The organism is Pseudomonas sp. WS 5010 (genome assembly GCF_012985565.1).
GTDB lineage: Bacteria > Pseudomonadota > Gammaproteobacteria > Pseudomonadales > Pseudomonadaceae > Aquipseudomonas.
The window spans coordinates 619423-638352 of record NZ_JAAQWQ010000006.1; the positions used below are offsets into that span (position 1 = coordinate 619423).

8 protein-coding genes are annotated in these 18930 nt (G+C 62.9%); all 8 read right to left on the minus strand.

Annotated features, from left to right (window positions below; all coding sequences use genetic code 11):
* Nucleotides 1-36 precede the first annotated feature (36 nt).
* Nucleotides 37-318, minus strand: a complete 282-nt coding sequence (locus HBO11_RS22985; protein ID WP_169953974.1) for a hypothetical protein — start codon at nucleotides 316-318, stop codon at nucleotides 37-39.
* Nucleotides 315-1181: a PoNi-like cognate immunity protein gene (locus HBO11_RS22990; protein WP_169953975.1), complete on the minus strand. Its 867-nt coding sequence runs from the start codon at nucleotides 1179-1181 to the stop codon at nucleotides 315-317. The genes HBO11_RS22985 and HBO11_RS22990 overlap by 4 nt, the downstream gene beginning before the upstream one ends.
* Nucleotides 1178-10210: a hemagglutinin repeat-containing protein gene (locus HBO11_RS22995; protein ID WP_169953976.1), complete on the minus strand. Its 9033-nt coding sequence runs from the start codon at nucleotides 10208-10210 to the stop codon at nucleotides 1178-1180. Before HBO11_RS22995 ends, HBO11_RS22990 begins: the two co-directional genes overlap by 4 nt.
* A 30-nt stretch (nucleotides 10211-10240) precedes the next feature.
* Nucleotides 10241-11959: a ShlB/FhaC/HecB family hemolysin secretion/activation protein gene (locus tag HBO11_RS23000; RefSeq protein WP_169953977.1), complete on the minus strand. Its 1719-nt coding sequence runs from the start codon at nucleotides 11957-11959 to the stop codon at nucleotides 10241-10243.
* 433 nt (nucleotides 11960-12392) lie between these two features.
* Nucleotides 12393-12842 carry a poly-beta-1,6-N-acetyl-D-glucosamine biosynthesis protein PgaD gene (gene pgaD / locus HBO11_RS23005; RefSeq protein WP_169953978.1) on the minus strand — a complete coding sequence of 150 codons (450 nt, stop codon included), beginning with the start codon at nucleotides 12840-12842 and terminating at the stop codon, nucleotides 12393-12395.
* Nucleotides 12839-14185, minus strand: coding sequence for a poly-beta-1,6-N-acetyl-D-glucosamine synthase (gene pgaC, locus HBO11_RS23010; protein WP_169953979.1), 1347 nt, complete (start codon nucleotides 14183-14185; stop codon nucleotides 12839-12841). Before pgaC ends, pgaD begins: the two co-directional genes overlap by 4 nt.
* 3 nt (nucleotides 14186-14188) lie before the next feature.
* On the minus strand, nucleotides 14189-16189 hold the full coding sequence (pgaB, locus tag HBO11_RS23015; RefSeq protein ID WP_170058202.1) for a poly-beta-1,6-N-acetyl-D-glucosamine N-deacetylase PgaB: 2001 nt from the start codon (nucleotides 16187-16189) through the stop codon (nucleotides 14189-14191).
* Nucleotides 16190-16201: 12 nt separating this feature from the next.
* Nucleotides 16202-18652 (minus strand): poly-beta-1,6 N-acetyl-D-glucosamine export porin PgaA, encoded by a 2451-nt coding sequence (pgaA, locus tag HBO11_RS23020; protein ID WP_169953980.1) that lies wholly within the window; start codon nucleotides 18650-18652, stop codon nucleotides 16202-16204.
* Nucleotides 18653-18930 lie beyond the last annotated feature (278 nt).

Genomic DNA, 18930 nt, shown 5'->3' on the forward strand with positions numbered 1-18930 from the left:
CCGTGGCAATAAAGGGCTGGGGTTGCCCTGCAAGAGTCAAAAACTCAAAAAGAACACGCCCCCATATAAAAACAGGGCGAAGCCAGCCAAGGCCGCGCGCCACTTTGGGTCGGCATCCTTGCTCATGCCACCCGGCGCGATGGCTACCCGGGCGCCACGCGCATAGTTGTAGACCGCCTGGCCAAACCACAGCTGCACCAACACCATGATGAAAAAACGCTGCCAGCTGCCGTCAAATCGCAAGAAACCGTTCAATAACGCTGCCAGCAGTAAAGCCACGCCAATGCCATGCCGGTACTTGTACAAGTGACGGCTCATTCATCTGAGCGCCCAAACAACCGCGCCAGCCAGCCGGTTTTTTCTACGCGGGCAGGGGCTGGGGCGGGAACAACGTCTTCACTGGGATGGAGCAAGTCGCCGGGGTAATGCTCATGCCCCAGACAAGCGCTGTCATCCAGCCCGAATGCCTTGACTGCGGCAACCGCCTCAAAGCACCAGCGGCCAAAGTAGCTACCCATTTCAAGGGGATGTTTTACCGGGTCGCCATAGACATACCACCAGGGTTGCTGTTTACCGCGTCGGTTCAGCTCCGGGTACCAATGTTCCACGAACGCCCGCAACAGCGAGGCCTGCTGTTCCTGGGGCGCATCGATGGCCTTGAGCAGCCTTGCATAAGGTTTGGCGTGCAGTAGCTGTTCACCGATCACACGCCCTGGCTGGCGGGATGCAATGATTCGATCCAGCAGAACGTCCTGCCCACCTTCGCCGATCAAGGCGACGAGGCGACGCCACTGGTCGTCGGGAATTTCCAGCGCCAGCGCCAGGCTTACCAACCAGAAACACCAGATGTAGTGGTTCAGGTCCGCCAACTCGAAAGTCCAGTCACGGCAGGTCTGGAGATTATTCTCAGCACACAGGCTGTCGGACTCTCGATTTGAAAGCTCCCATGCGTCTATCGCGGCGGGGAGGTAGGTAGCCATCTCTGCAACATTGCCACCACTCGAATAGACCCGAATGGCCGCACGCACATTATCTTTGGCAAAGTCGAACGTAAATTGCGCTCTGTACAGGGGGTTGGCCGAAGGTTGCGAGAGAATTTCACTGACGCGCTCAACCCATTGCCGATCCTTGGCTTCGCGATCGTCCCAATACGGCTTATCCCCCAGGGGTGCACGAATCATGGATAACCCTCATCGAAGTTTTTCTTGGGCGGGAGAATTTTCGACGTATCAACATTTTTGGCTTTGCCACGCGCATCAAGCACTTCAATTTCCGTGTCGCCATCTGGCCGGGTTCTCACCACCCACGTTTCAGTACGGTTCGCGTCCACCGCGAGCCGCACATCCCGGCTCTGATCTGCGCCAACCGAACGCTCCAGGCGATCGCCTCCGAGTATCCACGAGGCGGAACCTTGCTTGCCATCTGTAGGCTTGCCCAGCGCCGAGGAACCGGACTTCCTGTTATCACTCAAAAACTTGTATTCAATGACAAGGAAGTCGACATCCGGACGATCGACCTTGTACAGATCGTCAATACCCGTTTCACCGGTCCCCGGTACTCGCGCCAGCTTCTGCCCGTCAGGAACAATTTGCTGCACCGAGCGACCTCCAAGTAAATCGCCCATGACACTTTTCTGCTCACGGGTCAGCACCGACAGATCCATCAGCGGCTTGCCATCAGGTCCGAATCTACCGCCACTCTTGAGCAATGCCTGCTCGGCCGCTTCGTTGATGATACCGGTGAAGCGCTTGCCCACAGCCCCGGCCAGCTCGCCGGTCAGGCGGGTGGTCATCGCGCCAGCACTACCGACACCCGCACCACCCAGGCCGAGGCCCACGCCGGTAGAGGTGGCGATCATCTCGTTCTGGCGCAGCACGTCGGCGCCATAGCCCTGCATGATATGCAGGGTGTCCAGGTAGCCCTTGAGCCTCAGCTCTTCGGGCAAGCTCTGCACCGCCTCTACCGCCGCGATAAACTGCCGACCGCCACAGCTTGGGCAATTGACGGTACTCATCGCCCAAAGCGCCGTCTTGGAACCGAAACTGGCCAGATCCTCTACGGCATTGGCAATACCCTCGGCACTGCCCTGGCCTTTGGCATTGAGAATTTCGGCCATGTTTTTCGGATCGTGCAGGTACTTGTAGGGGTCGACCAGTTCGATGTACTTGACCAGGTTCTCAACCGAGTTCCGGTCTTTCATCAGGCGCGACAGGCCCAAACGCTCATTGTTGTAATCGGCCAGGCTGACCTGGAACAGGTCGGCGCTTTTGGACTGCGAAAGCTCGCTGCGCAGGAAACTGGCCGCCGTCGTGGTGTTGCCATCCTCGACACCCAGCACGGTGTTCCAGCCGCGATCGACCATCGCCGCCGCCGTTCGCAGCAGCTCTATGCGTGCTTGCTCTTCGGTGATGCCCTGCGCTTGTGCATAGCGATCGACGCGCTCCTTGTCGGAGGCGAACTTGATCTCGTCCGGGTGCAACTGGCGGTTGTACCGGTCCACGCTGGCCGCAGTGCCACCGGCAACAATGGCGCCGCCGGTGCCATGCCCGGAACCGACCGCCGTACCCACGCCGGAGGCAATCAGCGTAGCCACGGCCTTACGGTCGGCCTCTTTCATGCCACTGTCTTCCAGCGCTTGCAGAATCGAGGGCATCAGCGCCGCCGAGGCCCCTGCACCCAATGCGCCGCTCTGCACATTGCCGCTGGAAAGCCCCAACGCGGCTCCCGCCAATGCGTGCAACATAACGCGCGCGGCGCCGCCTTCGGCCCAGGCAGCCTTGGTCGCGCTGTCGATGTCTTTGCGGTTTTTCTGCTCGTCGGCAAAACTGCCGATTTTATTGAAGATATCGCTGGCCGATGTATTAGCCACGATCCCTACCGCCGTGCCGCCGGTAGCGCCGCCCAGCCCGGCCGCAATCAGCCCGGATGCAATATCGGCCATCAGTTTCTTGTCGCCACCCACCTGCCAGCGCAGCGCCTCGGCATTCGCCGCCTCGTACGCCTGGGCCGCGGCACCCGCCGTTGGCGAGCCCGCGCTGGCCTGGTCTTTTGCCTCTTGCCCAAGCTTCTTCGCTTCATCGGCCTTGGCTTTGGCCACCGTACTGATCACCCCACTGGCCAATTGCGCCGAGCTTTGGATCAGGTCGATGCGCTCCCGCATGGCCTTTTCGTCTGGACGGTCGAGCCTCTGGTTGGCGTTGGCAGTGTCGCGATTGAGCCCCACCAGGTCATTGGCGCCCTCAGGGTTGCGGACCTCAATCGTGCCGTCGCTGACCGCACTGCGGGTGTGGCTGCGCTCGTCTTCCTTGAGCGCCACCGGAATGCTGCCACCCGGCGAGGTGCCGCCGCTGCTGCTGAACGAAGCGGAGAGCCCCGCCGACTGGCTCTGGATCTCGCTGGTGTTCTTGATATCGCTGACGATCAGGCGATCGGTGCTCAAGCGGTTCTTCACTGCCGCCGCTTCGCTGGCAATCACCCCGCCCTGCAGGGTGGTGGTCTTGCCGACATTGATGTCGTAGCCACCGGTGCCCGCAAACAGGCCGGTCTGGTCGGTCACCGCCTGATAGTCGCTGTTCATCTTGGCCGCCGCAATACTGGCCGAACCGGCCACAGTGGAGCCGTAGCAGAACGGTGGGATGCAGATACTCGCGCCAAAGCCTGCGCTGCTCTGCTTGCTGCGCGACGATTCGCTGTCCTGGCGCGAGAGGATGTTGAGGTTGCCGCCGATGTCGGCCTGGATGCGGTCAGCGCGCACCTGGGCGCCGGCGAGGGTGGTGTCGCCCCCGCTTTTGAGCAGCAGCGAGCCGGTGTCCAGGGTGGTGTTGACCTGGGTTACCGAGTTGCCATTGCCCTTGTTCTTCGCGCCTTGTGCGCCGAGGTCGAGGGTGAAGCCGTTCTGCTCGCCGATGTTGAAGCTGGCGCCAATTGCAGTCTTGTTGGTCGAGCCATCGTTCTTGCGATCGACGGTGTCCTGGGCGCTTTGCAGCAACACGTTGTTCTTGGCCAGCAACAAGGTGTTGGCGGCTTTCAGGCTGCTGCCGGTGATCTCGATATTGCCCTGGGTGCCGGGCGCTTCGCCGGTGGCGACAATCGACAGATCCTGCCCGGCATTGAGGGTGCTCTGGCGCGCCGTCAGGCTGTTGTACTCACTGCTGGCCTTGCTGCGGGTATTGGCCAGTTCGGTGCCGATCTTGATCAACGAACCGTTGCTGGGTGAGCCGCCCTGCTTGTTCTTGAAGCCGGCGCTCTGGCCGTTGGCGTCCGAGGCCTGGCCACCCAGGTTGTAGGCGGCCAGGGCGGCCTGGGCGATTTTCACCGCCTTGAGGCGCGGGTCATCGGCGTTCTTCGCCGCTTCGGTGGCATCGTGGATACTGCGCGCGGTGTCGATCACCGCACCGCCAATTACCCGGCCCACGGCCAGGCTCTTGGAGCTGTCTTGCGTGGTTTGCCGCGCGGTTTCAGCGCCGGCGGTGATGGTCACGTTGGCGCCACTGAGGTCCATATTCTTGGTGCTCACCAGGTCACTGGCGACCACATTCAACTCACGCCCGGCAATCAACGCAACGTTGCCTTCGCTGGAGCCAATGGTGCTGCCGGTCAGGGTGGTTTCCTGGGCGGTGCCGTTGTGTTTGCTGCTGCTGATCGACAGGTGCTGATTGCCGGTGATGTCGTCCAGGCCCAGCTTATTGCCGGTCAACACGCCGGTCAGGTCGCGATTTTTTTCCTTGTGCATATCGGTGCGCGAGAAGGTGTTCTGCGCCGCATCAATCGTCAGGTCGCGCCCCGCCTGCACGGCCAGGTCACCAGTGCTGACCAGTGCCGAGCCGGTCACTGTCGCATCCTGCCCCGCTACCACGCTGACCGTCTCGCCCGAAACCATGCTGCCCACGGCCATGGTGCGTTTCTCGTCAACCTTGTCCTGGACCTTGCTCGACTTCAGCCCGCCCCAACTGCTTTTGCTTTCCTTGCGCTCATGCCGGGCCCTTTCGGCGTCGGTGACCGCGACGATTTGCACATCCTTGCCCGCCACCAGTTTTGCCGCGCCTTTGTCGGCGGCAACGCTGCTGCCCGCCAGCAGCAGGTTCTCACCGGCTACCAGGGTGCTGTTGCCGCCGGAATTGACGCTGCTGCCCACGTTGTTGACGGTGTCGGTCTCATCGAGGCGGAATTTTTTCCCCGAGGAGCTTTTCTTGGTCTTGCTGTAGAAGCTGTAGTCCTGATCTTCGGCAGCCTTGAGGGCCAGGTTCTTGCCGGCCACCAGGTACGCTTCGTTGCCGGCGCTGACGTTACTGGCGAGCAACAGCAAATCTTCGCCCGCATTCAAGGTCACGTTGCCACCGGCCTTGAGCACGGTGGAGACCTGGCTCACATGGTCCTCGATGCTCTTGACCTTTTTCGAGTTGTACGCCGAATGCTGCTCGTTGGCCGCCGCCGCCAGGTTCACATTGCGCACGCCGCCCACGCTCAGGTCGCGCTTGGCTTCGATCTGGCTGCCCACCGCGCTCACATCCCGCCCGGCGACCACATGGAAGTCCCGCCCGGCTTCAACCACCGAGCCTTGCTGGGTGATGATCTCGTGGCGCGAACGGCTGCCAATGGCGCCGTTGTCCAGGGTTTGCGCCGCGACGATATTCACGTCGCGCACCGCCTGGGCGGTGGTGTCGCCGCCACTCTTGAGCGCGCCGCCGACACTGTTGATATCGCGCCCGGCCTGCATCGCCAGGGTGCTGGCCGACTCGATGCGCGCAGCGTTGTCGATAAAGTCGCTGCGCTCGATGCGGTAGTCGCTGGCGCTCTGGTGGGTGGTGACGCTGCGCTCGTTGAGCAGGTCGGCACCGGCCACCAGGTTGACCTGCTGCCCGGCAATGATGCCGCCGGCACGGTTGTTGAGGTTCTTGCCGGTCAGCAGGTCGAGGCGGTTGCCGGTCTCCATCAGCCCGCTATTGTTCAGGTCGCCGCCCACATTGGCGCCCAGGTTGCTGGTGGCGCGCAGCGTGCCGACGTTATTGAGGTTGGCGCCGGTCATCAGGTTCAGGTCGCTGCCGGAAATCAGCGCGCCATTGGGGGCCAGGCGATTGCTGGCCTGGGCCAGGTACAACACGGGCACCAGCACTTGCTGGCCGGCGACGGTGGCGTTTTCCAGCCACACGATATCGTGGGTCAGGGCCGCGACCTGTTCGGCGGTGAGGCTCACGCCTACGGCCAGGTTCAGTTGCTGGCGGGCGCCGACCGCATTGTCCATCAGGTACTTGAACACCCCGGCGTCGCTGGTCTGGCCGTCGATGAAGCGCTGGCCGGTACGGGCGACCACGGCTTGCTGGATCAGGCGCTGCTCGTAGAAACCGTCGCCCAGGCGCTTCTGGCTGGCGTCGGGGTCGTAGCCCAGCTTGGCCAGCATGTAATCCGAGCTCATGAACTCAGCCATATTGGTCAGCTGCGCGTTGGTCTCGATCAGGTACTTTTGCGGCTTATCGGCAAACTGGCTGTTGGGCAGGCCCTGCACGCCACTGCCATCGCTGAAGTGGAACAGGCCGTTCTGCCCAGTGGGCAAGCTGAAGCCCGGCAGGCCCAGCGGGTTGACTTGTTGCTGGGCGACATCCGGTGGCAATTGCCCGTTGAGCTTCACTTGGGTGGAGAAGCCGGGAGCGTTGGTGTCGGTCTTCGCGCCGCTGCCCACGTAGGTGTAGCCGCCGCGCACCACGCTGTTATCGATACCGGCCTGGGCCTGGATGTTCACCGCGCCGCCAGCCTGGATCACCGCTGCGTAGCGCTGGTCCGCAGCCGCCAATTGAGTGGTTTTGGTCTCGCCCCACTGGCGCTCCATAGCGCCGATAAAGAACGCCATGGCCGCTTCCAGGCCGCCCAGGTTGTTGGGGTTGTAGGCCGCGCCACCGATGGAATAGCGCTGGGTAAATTGCGCGGCGGTCTGGTTGTAGCCCGACGGATCACGGGTGCGCTCGGAAGAAAACACGCGCTCGGTCAGGGTGTCGTGGGTTTCCAGGCCGAGGTTGGTCAACTGGTTGACCCGCGCCGTCAAGCTGCCGGCTGCAGCGATGCTACTGCTGCTGTTGAGCACATCACCGCCGACCAGCAGCAGGTTGGCGCCGGAGGTAATGCTGGAAGCCGCACTGGCGTCGGTAACCCTCAGGCGCTCCCGCTGGGCAATCAGGAACGGACGGTTTTCCTTGCCGCCTTCGCAGTCACCGCCGTTGACGTTTTCAATGCACTGCACCGGGCTGATCGAGGCGCTGTAGATCCCCGATTCGCTGGTCAGCACCGTGCGGATATTCTGGATGGTGCCGGCGGCCAGGCTCAGGTTGCCGTCACTCTGGATGCTCGACGAGCTGTTGATGATGCTGGTGGCGAACGCGCCCTTGCCGTCGCGGTCGATGCTCAGGTTGCCCATGGCATAGATATCGGCGCCGAGGTTTTTCAAGCGCTCGACCCGCAGGCTCATATCACCGCCGCTGAACAGCAGGCCGTTCTGGTTGAGCAGGCTGCCAGTGGTCAGGGTCATGGCGCGGCCGCTGCCCAGGGTACCGAGGTTGTTCACCGCGGCACTGGCCAGGCTGAAATCCGTGGCGCCGGTCAGGCGGCCGGTGTTGTTGAGGGTCCCGCCCAGGTTCAGCTCAAGGCTGCCGTTACTGGCGATCACGCCCTGGGTGGACCAGTTCTGGCCCGTGCCCTTGATGCGGTTGGCCGCGAGCAGTTGGCCGCTGCTGGTTTGCTCAAGATTATCGACATTGACCGTGAGATTGCCGGCCTGGATCAGGCTGCTGTTGGTCCAGTGGGTTTTGTCCAGGCTCAGGTCGCCCTGGGTCACCAGGCTGCCGCCGACGTTATCGAGGTTGATCCCGGCGATATCAAACACCCCGGTACCCACATGCAACACGCTGCCGCCCTGGTTCTGGAACGTGCCGGCGGCCAGGCTCAAGTCGGCATTGGCCGCTTCCAGCTTGCCGCCGCTGTTATCCAGCACACCGCCAATCGCCACGCGGCTTTTGCCGCTGGTACCCAGGGCACGCAATTGCCCGCCCTGGTTGCTCAGGCTGGCGGCGGTGATGTCCAGGGTGCTGGCGCTTTCGATCAGGCCACGGTTGTTGAGGGCGCCCAGCAGGCTGAGGTCGACTTGCTGGCCGGCGATCTGCCCGGCGTTATCGACGCTGCCGCCGCTGAGGCGCACGCGCTGGCCGGCAAACACACCGCCGTTGCCGTTGTTGAAAACATCGGCGTTGATCAGTGCATCGCCCGCCTTGGCCGAGAGTTTGCCCCCGGCATTGTTCAGGCTGCCAACGGTGAGGTTGAGGCCGGCGTTTTCACTGTGGATCAGGCCATCGTTGTCGTTTTGCAGCAGGCCGCTGGTGTTCAGGGTCAGCCCGGCGTTTGCCGCCAGGGTGCCGCTGTTGCGGTTGTCCACGCTGGCCGCCAATACCGTCAGCAGGGTTTGGCTGGTGAGTTTGCCGCCCTGGTTGTCGAGGGCGGCCACCCGCTCGATCGACAGCGGGCCGGCGCTGGCGAGCTTGCCGTTGCGGTTGATCAGGTCGGCCAGCAGGTCGAGGGTCAGCGCGCCGTTGCCGGTCAGGCTACCGGCGCTGTTGTCCAGGCTGTTGCCGCGCAAGGTGAAGGCGCCGGCGCTGTCGATGGTGCCGCCCTGGCTGTTGTTGAGCGCGCCGCTGAGGGTCAGGGTTTGCGCTGCGGCGCTGGAGATCACGCCTTTGTTGCTGTTATCCAGGCTGTCGCCGGTCACGCTGAGGGTGTCGTGGCTGACCACCACGCCGCCCTGGTTATTGACCTGCGCGGCATTGGCCTGCAACGCGCCATCGCTGATGATTTCGCCCTGGCTGTTGTGCAGCGCAGCAGCGGTCAACTGGGTGCTGCCGCTGGTCAGCAGGCGGCCTTTGTTGCGGTTATCCACAGTGCTGGCGGTGACGTCCAGGGCCTTTCTGGCACTGATGACGCCGCCCTGGTTATCCAGGGTCTGGCTGGCCTTGACGGTAGCGCTGCGGCTGGCAACCACACTGGCGTTATTGCGAATATCGCGGGCATCGAGGCTGACATCGCCGGTGGTGGTGCGGGTGTTATCGGCATTCACGCCGGCTTCGATAACGCCGTTGTTGGTCAACTTGCCGCCGCTGCTCAGGCGCACCGTGTCGCGGGCGGCGAGGCTTTTCTGGGTGCTCAGGTCGCCGCTGGTTTTCACCGTCAGGGCGGTGCCGGCGTAGGCCGGGCCCTGGGCATCAAGGCTCGCCGCCTTGACGTCGATCGCGCCACTGGCCGCCGCCTGCGCCATGCTCAGGTGCCCATTGGCATCGAGCTGGATATCGCCGGCGCTGGCCGCCAACGTGCCGTCCAGTTTTACCCCGACACCGGCCTCGGTGCCCACCAGCTTGATCGCGCCGGCGTACATGCCGCCCAGGGCCGAGGAGTCAATCGCAAGCTCCGGCTTGGCGCTGCCATCGTCGGCGCGTGCGGTGGCATTCAAGGTCTGTGCATTGACGTCGTTGCGCCCGGCAATCACGGTCAGGTTGCGCGCATTGATCTGCGCGTTGATCTTGGCCGTGCGAGTGATGATTTCGAAGCGGTCGACATTGCTCGCGTTCAAGCCCTGGCCGTCGATGGTCACCGCGCCGCCATCGACCTGGTAGCGGTCCAGGCGGCCGTTATCGAGGATCGGTTTGCCGGTGGTCAAGGTGACGTTGGGGGTGTTGATAAAGCCGCAGCCGTTGCAGGTCACGCCATAGGGGTTGGCGACGATGACCTTGGCCGACTGCCCCGCCACTTCGGTGTAGCCGCGCAACTGGCTGGCGCTGCCGCCGTTGACTTCGTTGAGGATGACATTCGCCGAGCCACCCTTGAGGTTGGGGTTGCCGACGATAATCCCGCCCAGTTGGGTGGACTGCAACGGGCCGCCGGCGTTGTTGAGGATCACGCCATTGGGGCCGACGTTGTAGTCCTTGAACTGGTTGTGGGACAGGCCGCTGCCGTTGGGCGTGGCGATGTTCACCACCGGTACGCCATTGCCCGCCGCGCCCACCGTCGTGCCGGGACCGCTGACCACAATGCCGTCGGCCTGGGCCAGCAGCGGCTGCCAGAACAGCGCGTTGGCCAGGATCAGCACCAGGCCGCGCTTGGGCAGGCCGCAGAACGCATCACGGCGCTTCATGGCTGAAGAAGGCAGGCGGGCAAGGAAGGCAAACTGGCGGACATCCATGTCAAATTCTCGATGCGGCTAGGCGTTGAATTACAGGTAGAAATCCATCCGGAAGTAGATCGGCGCTTCGCGCTCGCTCATCACTGCCGGACGTTCCAAAGAGTGGGCAAAGGTCACGCTGGTGCTGACGTTTTTGCCACGGGCGAACAGCTCCACGGAGTTGCTGGAAACCCGGCCGTGGACGATGTCGTTGTAGCGGTCATTGCGGATCACGCCCTGGTCGTAACCCAGGCTCACGCCGTATTCGCCGAAGGCCGGGCGCAACCAATCCACCAGCACCGGCCGCGCCCAGCGCAGGTCGTTGCGCCAGTAGCCTCCACTGTCACCGTTGAGTTGCTGGTCCTTGAAGCCGCGCACCGAGGACGAGCCACCGAGGCTCATGCGCTGCGGGCTGAAGAGTATGTCTTCACTGCGTTGGCCGGTGGCAAGGCTGGTGAAACTGAACGACTCGCCCCACAACGTGAACGGCTGCAGGTAGCTGACGGTGGCGGTGTATTTGCGGTAGCGCGAATCGGGCTGGCGATTGCCGAACCTGTCGCGATCATCCTGGGACTGGGCATCGAGCAGACCGATACCGTTCTGCATGCCCAGGTCCATGTTGACGTAGGCACTGCCGACCCGCCGGCCGTGGTTGATGCCCACTTGCATCTCGCTCAGGCGAGTGCTGCTGTCCAGGCGGGTATCGAGCACGTAGTTATTGGTGCGCAAGTGGGCCAGGCCGACGTTGACCGAGGTCTTGCTCACGTCATCACGATGCACCACGCGCTCGGCGCGCAGTTGGTGGTTCTGGCTGTCACCCGATTGCTTGAAGCTGAACGTGTCGGCCTGGCCCAGCGCGCGGTAATCGCTCTCGCTGTAGGTGTAGCTGAAGTTCCACCAGCCCCACGGCACGTTGTAATAGAACATGCCGTTCTTCGAAGTTTTCTGGTGATCGCTGATCGCATCATGGCCGCCGCGCAACACCAACTGGTCCGCCAGGCCCAGGGGGCTGTCCCACTCAAGGCCGGCGCCCCACTGCTGCTCGCCGGTGCTTTTCTGCCCGTCGTTATTGCGCGACAGGCTGGCGCGCCAGGGCTTTTGCGGAGTGTTTTTCACCAGCACCGAACTGCCACCAACGGCTTCGCCGGGGGCCAGCTCCATTTGTGCCTGGTTGGATGGCAAGCGGTTGAGCTGATCGATGGCCTGCTCGATTTCCCGCAGGTTGAGCAGGTCGCCGTTTTTGCCGGGGAAGGCCATGGCCAACTCGCGCGCCGAGATCTTGCTGTCGGCGGCGCTATTCAAGCCTTCGAGCTTGCCTTCGACCACCAACACTTGCAGATGCCCTTTGGACAAATCCTGCTGCGGCAAGTAGGCACGGCTGGTGACCATGCCCTTGTCGATGTAGTGATCGGTGACGGCCTTGAGCAGTTGATTGAGCTGGGCCACGCCCAAGCACTGGTCGATGTAAGGCTTGATCAAGCGCTCACGCTCGGGGGCGGACAGGCTGTCGGCGCCTTTGAGTTCAATGGTCTTGATCGCGAAGCAACGGGTATCTACCGGGGCGGTGGGCGTTGCGGGTTTGACTTCCTTGCCGGGCAATTCCTTGAGCTCTTCGAGGCGCCGGCGCTGCTCTTCAAGCAAGCGGTTTTGCCGCTCGCGGATCAGGTCCTGATCGCCAGGCGAAGTCGCGGCCACTGCGCTGTTTGACCCACAGAGGGCGAACAGGGCAATACACAGGGAATACCGAATCCGTGGCAATAACGAAGGCATGTTCGATCCATCGAATAACAAGGGGCGGCAAACTAACATCGAACTTCCACACAGCCTAAATTCCCGGCTAGTTGAAGCTAAAAATTAAATCACCAATAAGTTGCTGATTAATAACGATAAAAACTATCAGCAACAATTAAATGCTTGTATTCGGAATTTTTATTCCGACAAGCGGTATCAGTTTTGATACAGCTTTCGGCGCAACTTGAAAGTTGCCACTAGTTAGCCATCAATGTTGTGCCGAGATGGTTTAGTAGCCAAATAAGCGGAAAAGTTCGCGGTTATTTTGTGAATTGGATCCCATTTCTGACGATAGGTACCGCAGATCCCTCCCTGGTAGGAGCTGGCTTGCCAGCGATGACGGCCGCGAGACCGCCGCAGAGTGTCAGATACCCAACGTCATCGTTGACGACCATCGCCGGCAAGCCGGCTCCTACCCAACGCGTTCCGCCACCAGCTTCAGCTCCCGCCGTTGTGCCGTCACCGCCTGCACCCCGCCCTCCTGGTCGTTATGAATCACCAACACCCCCGGCCGGCGCAGTTGTTCAAGCTCCCCCGCCGCCAACCGGAAGCTCTCGCTCAGGCCGTGATCACTCAAGGCCTTGCCCGCCGCCCGGCGCTGGGCGAAGCGCTTGCCGCGCCGCTGCTGGTAGCGCGCCCAACTGATCAGCAGTACCGCGTTGAACAGGGCAATCCACAGGTAGATCTGCAAGGTGTTCAGCGCAGCAAAGATCGGGGCGTCGATGCGTGGGCCGCCGTGGCTGTCGAGCATCGGCACCAGCCCGCGCACCAGCAGGATCACCAGCCCGGCCCAGGCCAGCAGGGTCAGGAAAATATCGATGGCCTGCATCACAGGCCGCTGTGGGGTACGGATCAGGTTCATGGCTTCACTTCCTTGGCAGGTGCCTTGATGCCGCGATCCGGGCTGACCCAGCGCGCGCGTTTTTGATGTTGGCGGAACAGGACTTTGGGAAAGCTGACCAGGGTGGTGAACAGGCTCACCAGCCAGAACACCAGCGGGTACCAGACGGTCCAGAACAGGGTTTTCCACAGGCCGCGCTCGTAGCGCCGGTCAATCATGATGCTCACGGCGAACTGCACCAGGCACACCACCGCCAGCAGCAAGCCGGTGAAGGCCGGTGGCATCAGCGAGCTGACGGCAATCGCCTCAGGCAACGGCACCACTTTGCCCACGCCCCAGAAAATCACCGACAGCAGGAAGGTGAAGGCCCAGCCGGTGGACAGGCAGTATTCGAACAACAACGGCCACAGGTAGCGGTGGCGCCATTGCCAGATCCCGCGAATGTTCTTGAACAGCACCTCGGCACCACCCTGGGCCCAGCGCAGGCGCTGCTTCCACAGGCCGCCGAGGGTTTCCGGCATGAGGATCCAGCACAGCGCGCGCGGCTCGTAGAAGATGCTCCAGTGATCCAGTTGCAGCTTCCAGCTCACGTCGATGTCTTCGGTGATCATGTCGGTGCTCCAGTAGTCGACCCGGTCCAGGGCCGCCCGCCGAAACGCCACCACTACGCCGGACACAGTGAAAATCCGCCCGAAGACCCGCTGGGTGCGCTTGATCAGACCAATGATCGAAGAGAACTCGCCCACCTGTACCCGACCAATCAAGGTCGAGCGCGTGCGGATGCGCGGGTTGCCGGTGACCGCGCCAAGCCGTGGGTTGTCGAGCATCGGCGCCACCAGATAGGCGGCGGCATTGCGGTCGAGCAAGGCGTCGCCGTCGATGCACACCAGGTATTCGCTGCGGGCCGCCACGGCACCCATGCGCAAGGCCACGGCCTTGCCCTGGTTTTGCGCCAGGTGCAACACCCGCAGGCGCGGCTCTTGCAGCGCCAGGGCATCGAGTACTTCGGCGGTGTTGTCGCTGGAGCCGTCATTGATCGCAATCACTTCCAGGTTGCGATAACGCTGGGCCAACGCCGCGCCGATGGTCTCGGCGGCGTTGTCGCCTTCGTTGTAGCAAGGGATCAGGATCGAGATCAGCGGCTCGCCCTTGAGCGCCGGCGCCGGGGTGTCATCAGACCACGGCCAGTGGCGCTCCCAGTGCAGCCAGAAATACACGCCACCGGCGATCCACAGCCCGGACATGAACAACGGGTAGAAAAACACGAACTCCATCAGGAACTGCCCGGTGACCAGGAACATCAGGCCCAGGGGCACCCCCAACACCAATGCCAACACGAGAAGAGCAAGGATTCTGTCGAACATGAGTCAAGGATTCCATTTGTTGGAAAGGGCCGGACGCACGGTGTTCAGATCCGGCGAATTCTCCAGGAAGTTGTCGGGGTAGTAGCCAAAACTGCTGGCACCCTGGCGCTTGAGCACACCCATCCACTCCGCCATTTGCACGCCGGAAATGTCCGGGGCAGCTGGAGTGCGCCAATCCTTGGCCTGTAGCTCGAAGACCGTGCGTTGCATCGCACCGGGCCGGGCCTTGACCGTGGCCACGAGCTTTTCCAGCCAGGCGTTGGAGTTTTTCAGCGACTGGCCTTCCATCAAGGGCATCGCCATCGGCGCGGTCCAGTCGTAGTGCTTGAGGAAGTCGTCGAGGTTCTGCGCAAACCAGGCTTCGCTGGCCGGGTTGAGCATCGGCTCGGCGAAGATATTGCGCGCGGTGAGCACTTCCGGGCCGCGCAGGGTGCGGACCTTGGCGGTCAGTTCATGGGTGAAGTCGATCAGGTAGCGACTCTTGAAACGGGTCCAGCGCTGCATCACCTCAGGGTCGGCGCGCAGCGCCTGGATGCTGCCCGGCAGGCCGTTGGCGGCGTAGGTTTTCAGGGCTTGGGGGCTGGCGTCTTCAAAGTCCGAGAGCACGGCGTCGTCGTGGAACAACACGCCGTGGATGGCGCTGGTACGGGCCAGGTCTTCGTAGATCTCACCGATGACTTTGCGCACCTGGGGATCGAATGGCGACAGGCGCTGGTACTGTTTCGGGTCGACGGCCACTTTGCCGGTGGCCGGGTCCCAACGGCTGACGCGGGGCAGCTTGGGGTCCAGGGCAAAGCTGAGCACGGGCATCCAGGCGTAGACCTTGACCAGGCCGCCACGGGTGTGCAGCTGCCAACTGACACGGTTAAACAGGTCGGCACGCATCGGCAGATGGCGGTTGGGGAAGTACAGCGAACGCGCCAGGCCATCACCCTTGGGGTCGGCGAAGGCCTGGAGGAACACGGTGTCGACGCCCATGTCCAGCACACGCTGGACCAGCGCATCGAGGTTGCGCGCTTCCTGCGCCTTGTCCGGGTCGTAGACATGATCGAGGTCCACATGCAGCACGCGCATCGGCGCTTTGACCTGCGCCGAGACCATGCTGTTGGCGAAGTCCTCGCCGTACGGGTCGTTGTCCACCAGAAAGCGCGGGCTGCTCATCAAGTTGCCGAGGTTATCGAGGCCGTCCTCCAGGGTCAGGGCCATCTGGTAGCCCTGCTCACCCACCACCGCCAGGGAGGTGCCATCCGCCGCCCCATACGGCCATACCCATACACGCGGGGCCTTGCCGGTAACGGCGCGGATCTTGTTGGAAATCGCCGCGACGTCGGCGCGCATCCGCGCCTGGAACTGCGCTTCGGATTCATAACTGCCGGTGACCGGGTCATAGCGCCGGGTGGCGGCGGCCGGTTGCAGGTTGCCCTGGGGGTTGGCCAGCACGCCCTTGTGGTTGGCGTCGGTGTGGGCAGCGATTTCCACCAGGCCCGATTGCGCCACTTCGCGCACTTGTTGCCAGGTCAGAAACTCCGCGCGGTCACGCGGCACGCCGGCAAAATCCACCGGTTGGTTCAACGGCGTGTCGACCCAACTGCCCACCGGCGCCAGCACGGCCGGCCACTGGTAGGCACGCAGGATCGGCATGACACGGGTGTAGAAGCTCGAATAGCCGTCGTCGAAGCTGAGCATGACGGCTTTGGCCGGCAGCTCTGGCCCACCGGCGCGGGCGGCGAGGACCTGGTCGACGCTGACCGCCTGGTAGCCGTTCTCGCGCAGCCAGGACAACTGTTCGATCAGGCGTTCGGTGCGCACCGCCACCACTCTCTGGTCGGGGTCACGGTCGTTGACATCGTGGTAGGCAATGCCCAGGAAATGGTTTTTCGGCCACGGCGCTTCGTTGACCGGTTTGAGTCGTTCAGCAGGTGGCGTAAAAGGCGCGGGCGACTGGGCACAGGCACTGCTCAGCAGAAAGCCCAGGGCCAGCAGGCAACGGGAAACAAGGGTCATGATCGGACTCTTCTAGAAACGGTAAGTGAGGTCGACGATCAGGCGCACATCGCTTTCGCGCTCACCGTCATAAGGTCGGTTGATCCAGCTCAGGTTGGCGCCGGTCTCCAGTACGTCGTTCCAGCGATAACGCTGGCCGTAACTGAGCAAACCAATGGCGCCGGTGGAGTAATCACGCTGGCTGTAGGTGCCCGCACCGGCCTGGAACTGCTGACTCCACTGGGTTTCGTAGCGGTGATAAAGCACATGGTTGACGCTCACCGTGGGCAGCACGCTGAAGTCTGAACGCGGGTTGAAATACGCCGCTTCTTCCTTGCTGTTGCGGCTGGTGGCGACTTCCAGGCCAAGGTCCACTTGCACGCCCGGCGAGCGGTAGACGCCCTCACGGCCGATGAGCGACGCTTCGACACGGTCGTTACCGTCACTGAAGTGGGACGGGCTCAGCGCCAGTTTCCACTCACGGCTCTCGTTGGCGCTCCAGCGGATAAACCCGCTACCGCCGTTGGCGGTGACGTTGGCATTGAGCGCGCGCAACGGCGTGCTGGCGGCCAGGTAGTCAAGGCTGCCCCCGTACTGCCAGTGGTCGTTGATGTCCCGGGCAATCGCCAGGCGTGCACCTTGCTTGGTGCCTTTGCCGTAGGAGTGATTGGAGACTTCGGCCTCCAGGGTCATATCACGGGTACGCCGCTCCACACCCAGGCGCTGCCAGCGGTGGTGGCCGGTACCTTCTTCAAAGTCGGCGGTGGCGTAGCCGATACCGCCGAATATCCGCCAGTCTTCATCGATGGGCGGGCTGTAGAGCAGGGTTTCGATCCCCCAGTCGCGACTACCGGAGACCGCCCCGCCGCCATGGCTTTTGCCGGTCTCGGCTTCGATGCGCAACTCGGCCATCTCATGCACCTTGCGCAGGCGCTGCAGGCGTTGGACCTGGCGATTGTCCGGGGCGCGGGCGACTACGTCATCGGCGAGCACATTGAGCTGGCGCCACTCCTGCAGATCCAGCGCGTTGTAGCCTTGGGAGACTTCCAGGTCGATATGGCGCGGGTTCTGGTTTTCGGCGTTCTTGAGGGCAACTTCGGCACGCCGCGGCCAGGCGCGGGCGCGGAACATGTCCGCCTGGGCCACACGCATGCCGACATTGCCAGGCGAGGTGCGCACCAGGGTTTCAAGGCTTTTTTCACTGGTCGGCAGATCGGCGCCGTAGGTCGCGGCCTGGGCCGCCAGTTGCTGGGCGGCCAACCATGCATCGTTGGGGTTACCGAGGGGCAGGCCCTTGAGTTCAACCCGAGGTTTTTGCGTGCTCGCCAGGTCGTTTGCGACGGCGCGGGCTTCGCGGGTCTGGTCGTTTTCCAGCAAGGAGTAGTACAGCGCGGTGCTGTCGACCACTTGGTTGCTGGGGTCGGCGTCCGGCGCAATCACCGCCTGGCGATACAGCGGCGCAGCCTTTTCCGGCAGGCGTTGATCGAGGTAGGCGGCGGCCACCCAGCGCAGGGCGTAGTTGGGCAGTTGCACGCCTTGAGCTTGCAAGGCTTCGTAGTCGTGGAGCACCTCGGCGGTACGTGCGCGAGCCTTGAGCGCGCCCAGGCGGTCGATGCGCCAGCGCACCACATCATCATGGGCACTGGCGTCCGGGGTCCAGGTGGCGAGCAGTTGGTCGTAATCCTTGAGGGCGCGGTCGGCGATCACAAAGCGTTCGCTTTCACTGCGCGTCGGGAATTCAGCCAGGCGCACGCGTTCGGCAGCCAGGTCACCTTCCAGGCGGCGCTGGGTCACCGGGTCCAGCAGGCCGGGGTGGCGGGCGCTCAGGCGCAGGGCCGGTTCCGGCATACGTGCACGTTGCAGGGCGATCAGGTATTCGCGCACCACCTCGGGCTGGTTGCCGGCGCGGATAAACGCCTGGTCGAATTCGAACAGCGAATCATAGGGCTGCCCGGCACGGGACAACGCGTAGCCCAGGGCCATGCGGCGCTGGACATCCTCAGGCTTGGCCGCCACCAGGGTGCGCGCACGCTGTACGGCCTCGGCGGTTTTGCCGCCATCGGCCAGGGTCATGGCCAGGCCCAGTTGCAGGTCCGGGTTGCTCGGTTCACGCAGCAAGGCCTGGCGATACACCGCCTCGGCGGGCGCCCAACGCTGTTGATTGCGGTAGGTGCGGGCCACGGTGGTCAGCGCTTGGGTGGTCAGTTGGCGCTGGCGCCCCTGGGTCTCATAGACCTTGAGCACTTCGTCATCCTGGCGCGCCCAACTGGCAATCAGCAGGTGATCGCTGACCTGGCCAGAGGTCTGGCGCTCGGCAGGCAATTGGCGCAGCAGGTTGAGCGCCGGCGTGTAGTTGCCGGTACGGGCCTGGCGAATCACGGAATCATAGGCAGGATCGGCCACGGCCAGAGTCGGCAGCAACAAGGCAGCGCCGATCAATAGACGCAGGCGGCCAGGGCCAGTGGGAGAGAAATTACGCAACATGTCGTCAGCTTCCTTACTTGGAAAGCTGTAGCGATAGGTTCGCCTGTACAACACGCATCAGGCCGCCGGTGTCTGATGACCCGGCCAAGCTTTCCTGGGGCGCAATATCCCTGAGAAGGATATGGAATAGGGCAAATCAGGACAATTGTTCAGAATCGTCCTACAAACCGGTGGAGATCAAATGTGGGGCTTGTGTGGGAGCTGGCTTGCCTGCGATGGCATCACCTCAGTGTCACTGATACACCGAGGTGATGCCATCGCCGGCAAGCCAGCTCCTA

Excerpts from the sequence above, each read along its gene's own strand:
- HBO11_RS22985 (WP_169953974.1), bottom strand. The coding sequence starts at position 318 with ATGAGCCGTCACTTGTACAAGTACCGGCATGGCATTGGCGTGGCTTTA.
- HBO11_RS22990 (WP_169953975.1), bottom strand. The coding sequence starts at position 1,181 with ATGATTCGTGCACCCCTGGGGGATAAGCCGTATTGGGACGATCGCGAA.
- HBO11_RS22995 (WP_169953976.1), bottom strand. The coding sequence starts at position 10,210 with ATGGATGTCCGCCAGTTTGCCTTCCTTGCCCGCCTGCCTTCTTCAGCC.
- HBO11_RS23000 (WP_169953977.1), bottom strand. The coding sequence starts at position 11,959 with ATGCCTTCGTTATTGCCACGGATTCGGTATTCCCTGTGTATTGCCCTG.
- pgaD (WP_169953978.1), bottom strand. The coding sequence starts at position 12,842 with ATGAACCTGATCCGTACCCCACAGCGGCCTGTGATGCAGGCCATCGAT.
- pgaC (WP_169953979.1), bottom strand. The coding sequence starts at position 14,185 with ATGTTCGACAGAATCCTTGCTCTTCTCGTGTTGGCATTGGTGTTGGGG.
- pgaB (WP_170058202.1), bottom strand. The coding sequence starts at position 16,189 with ATGACCCTTGTTTCCCGTTGCCTGCTGGCCCTGGGCTTTCTGCTGAGC.
- pgaA (WP_169953980.1), bottom strand. The coding sequence starts at position 18,652 with ATGTTGCGTAATTTCTCTCCCACTGGCCCTGGCCGCCTGCGTCTATTG.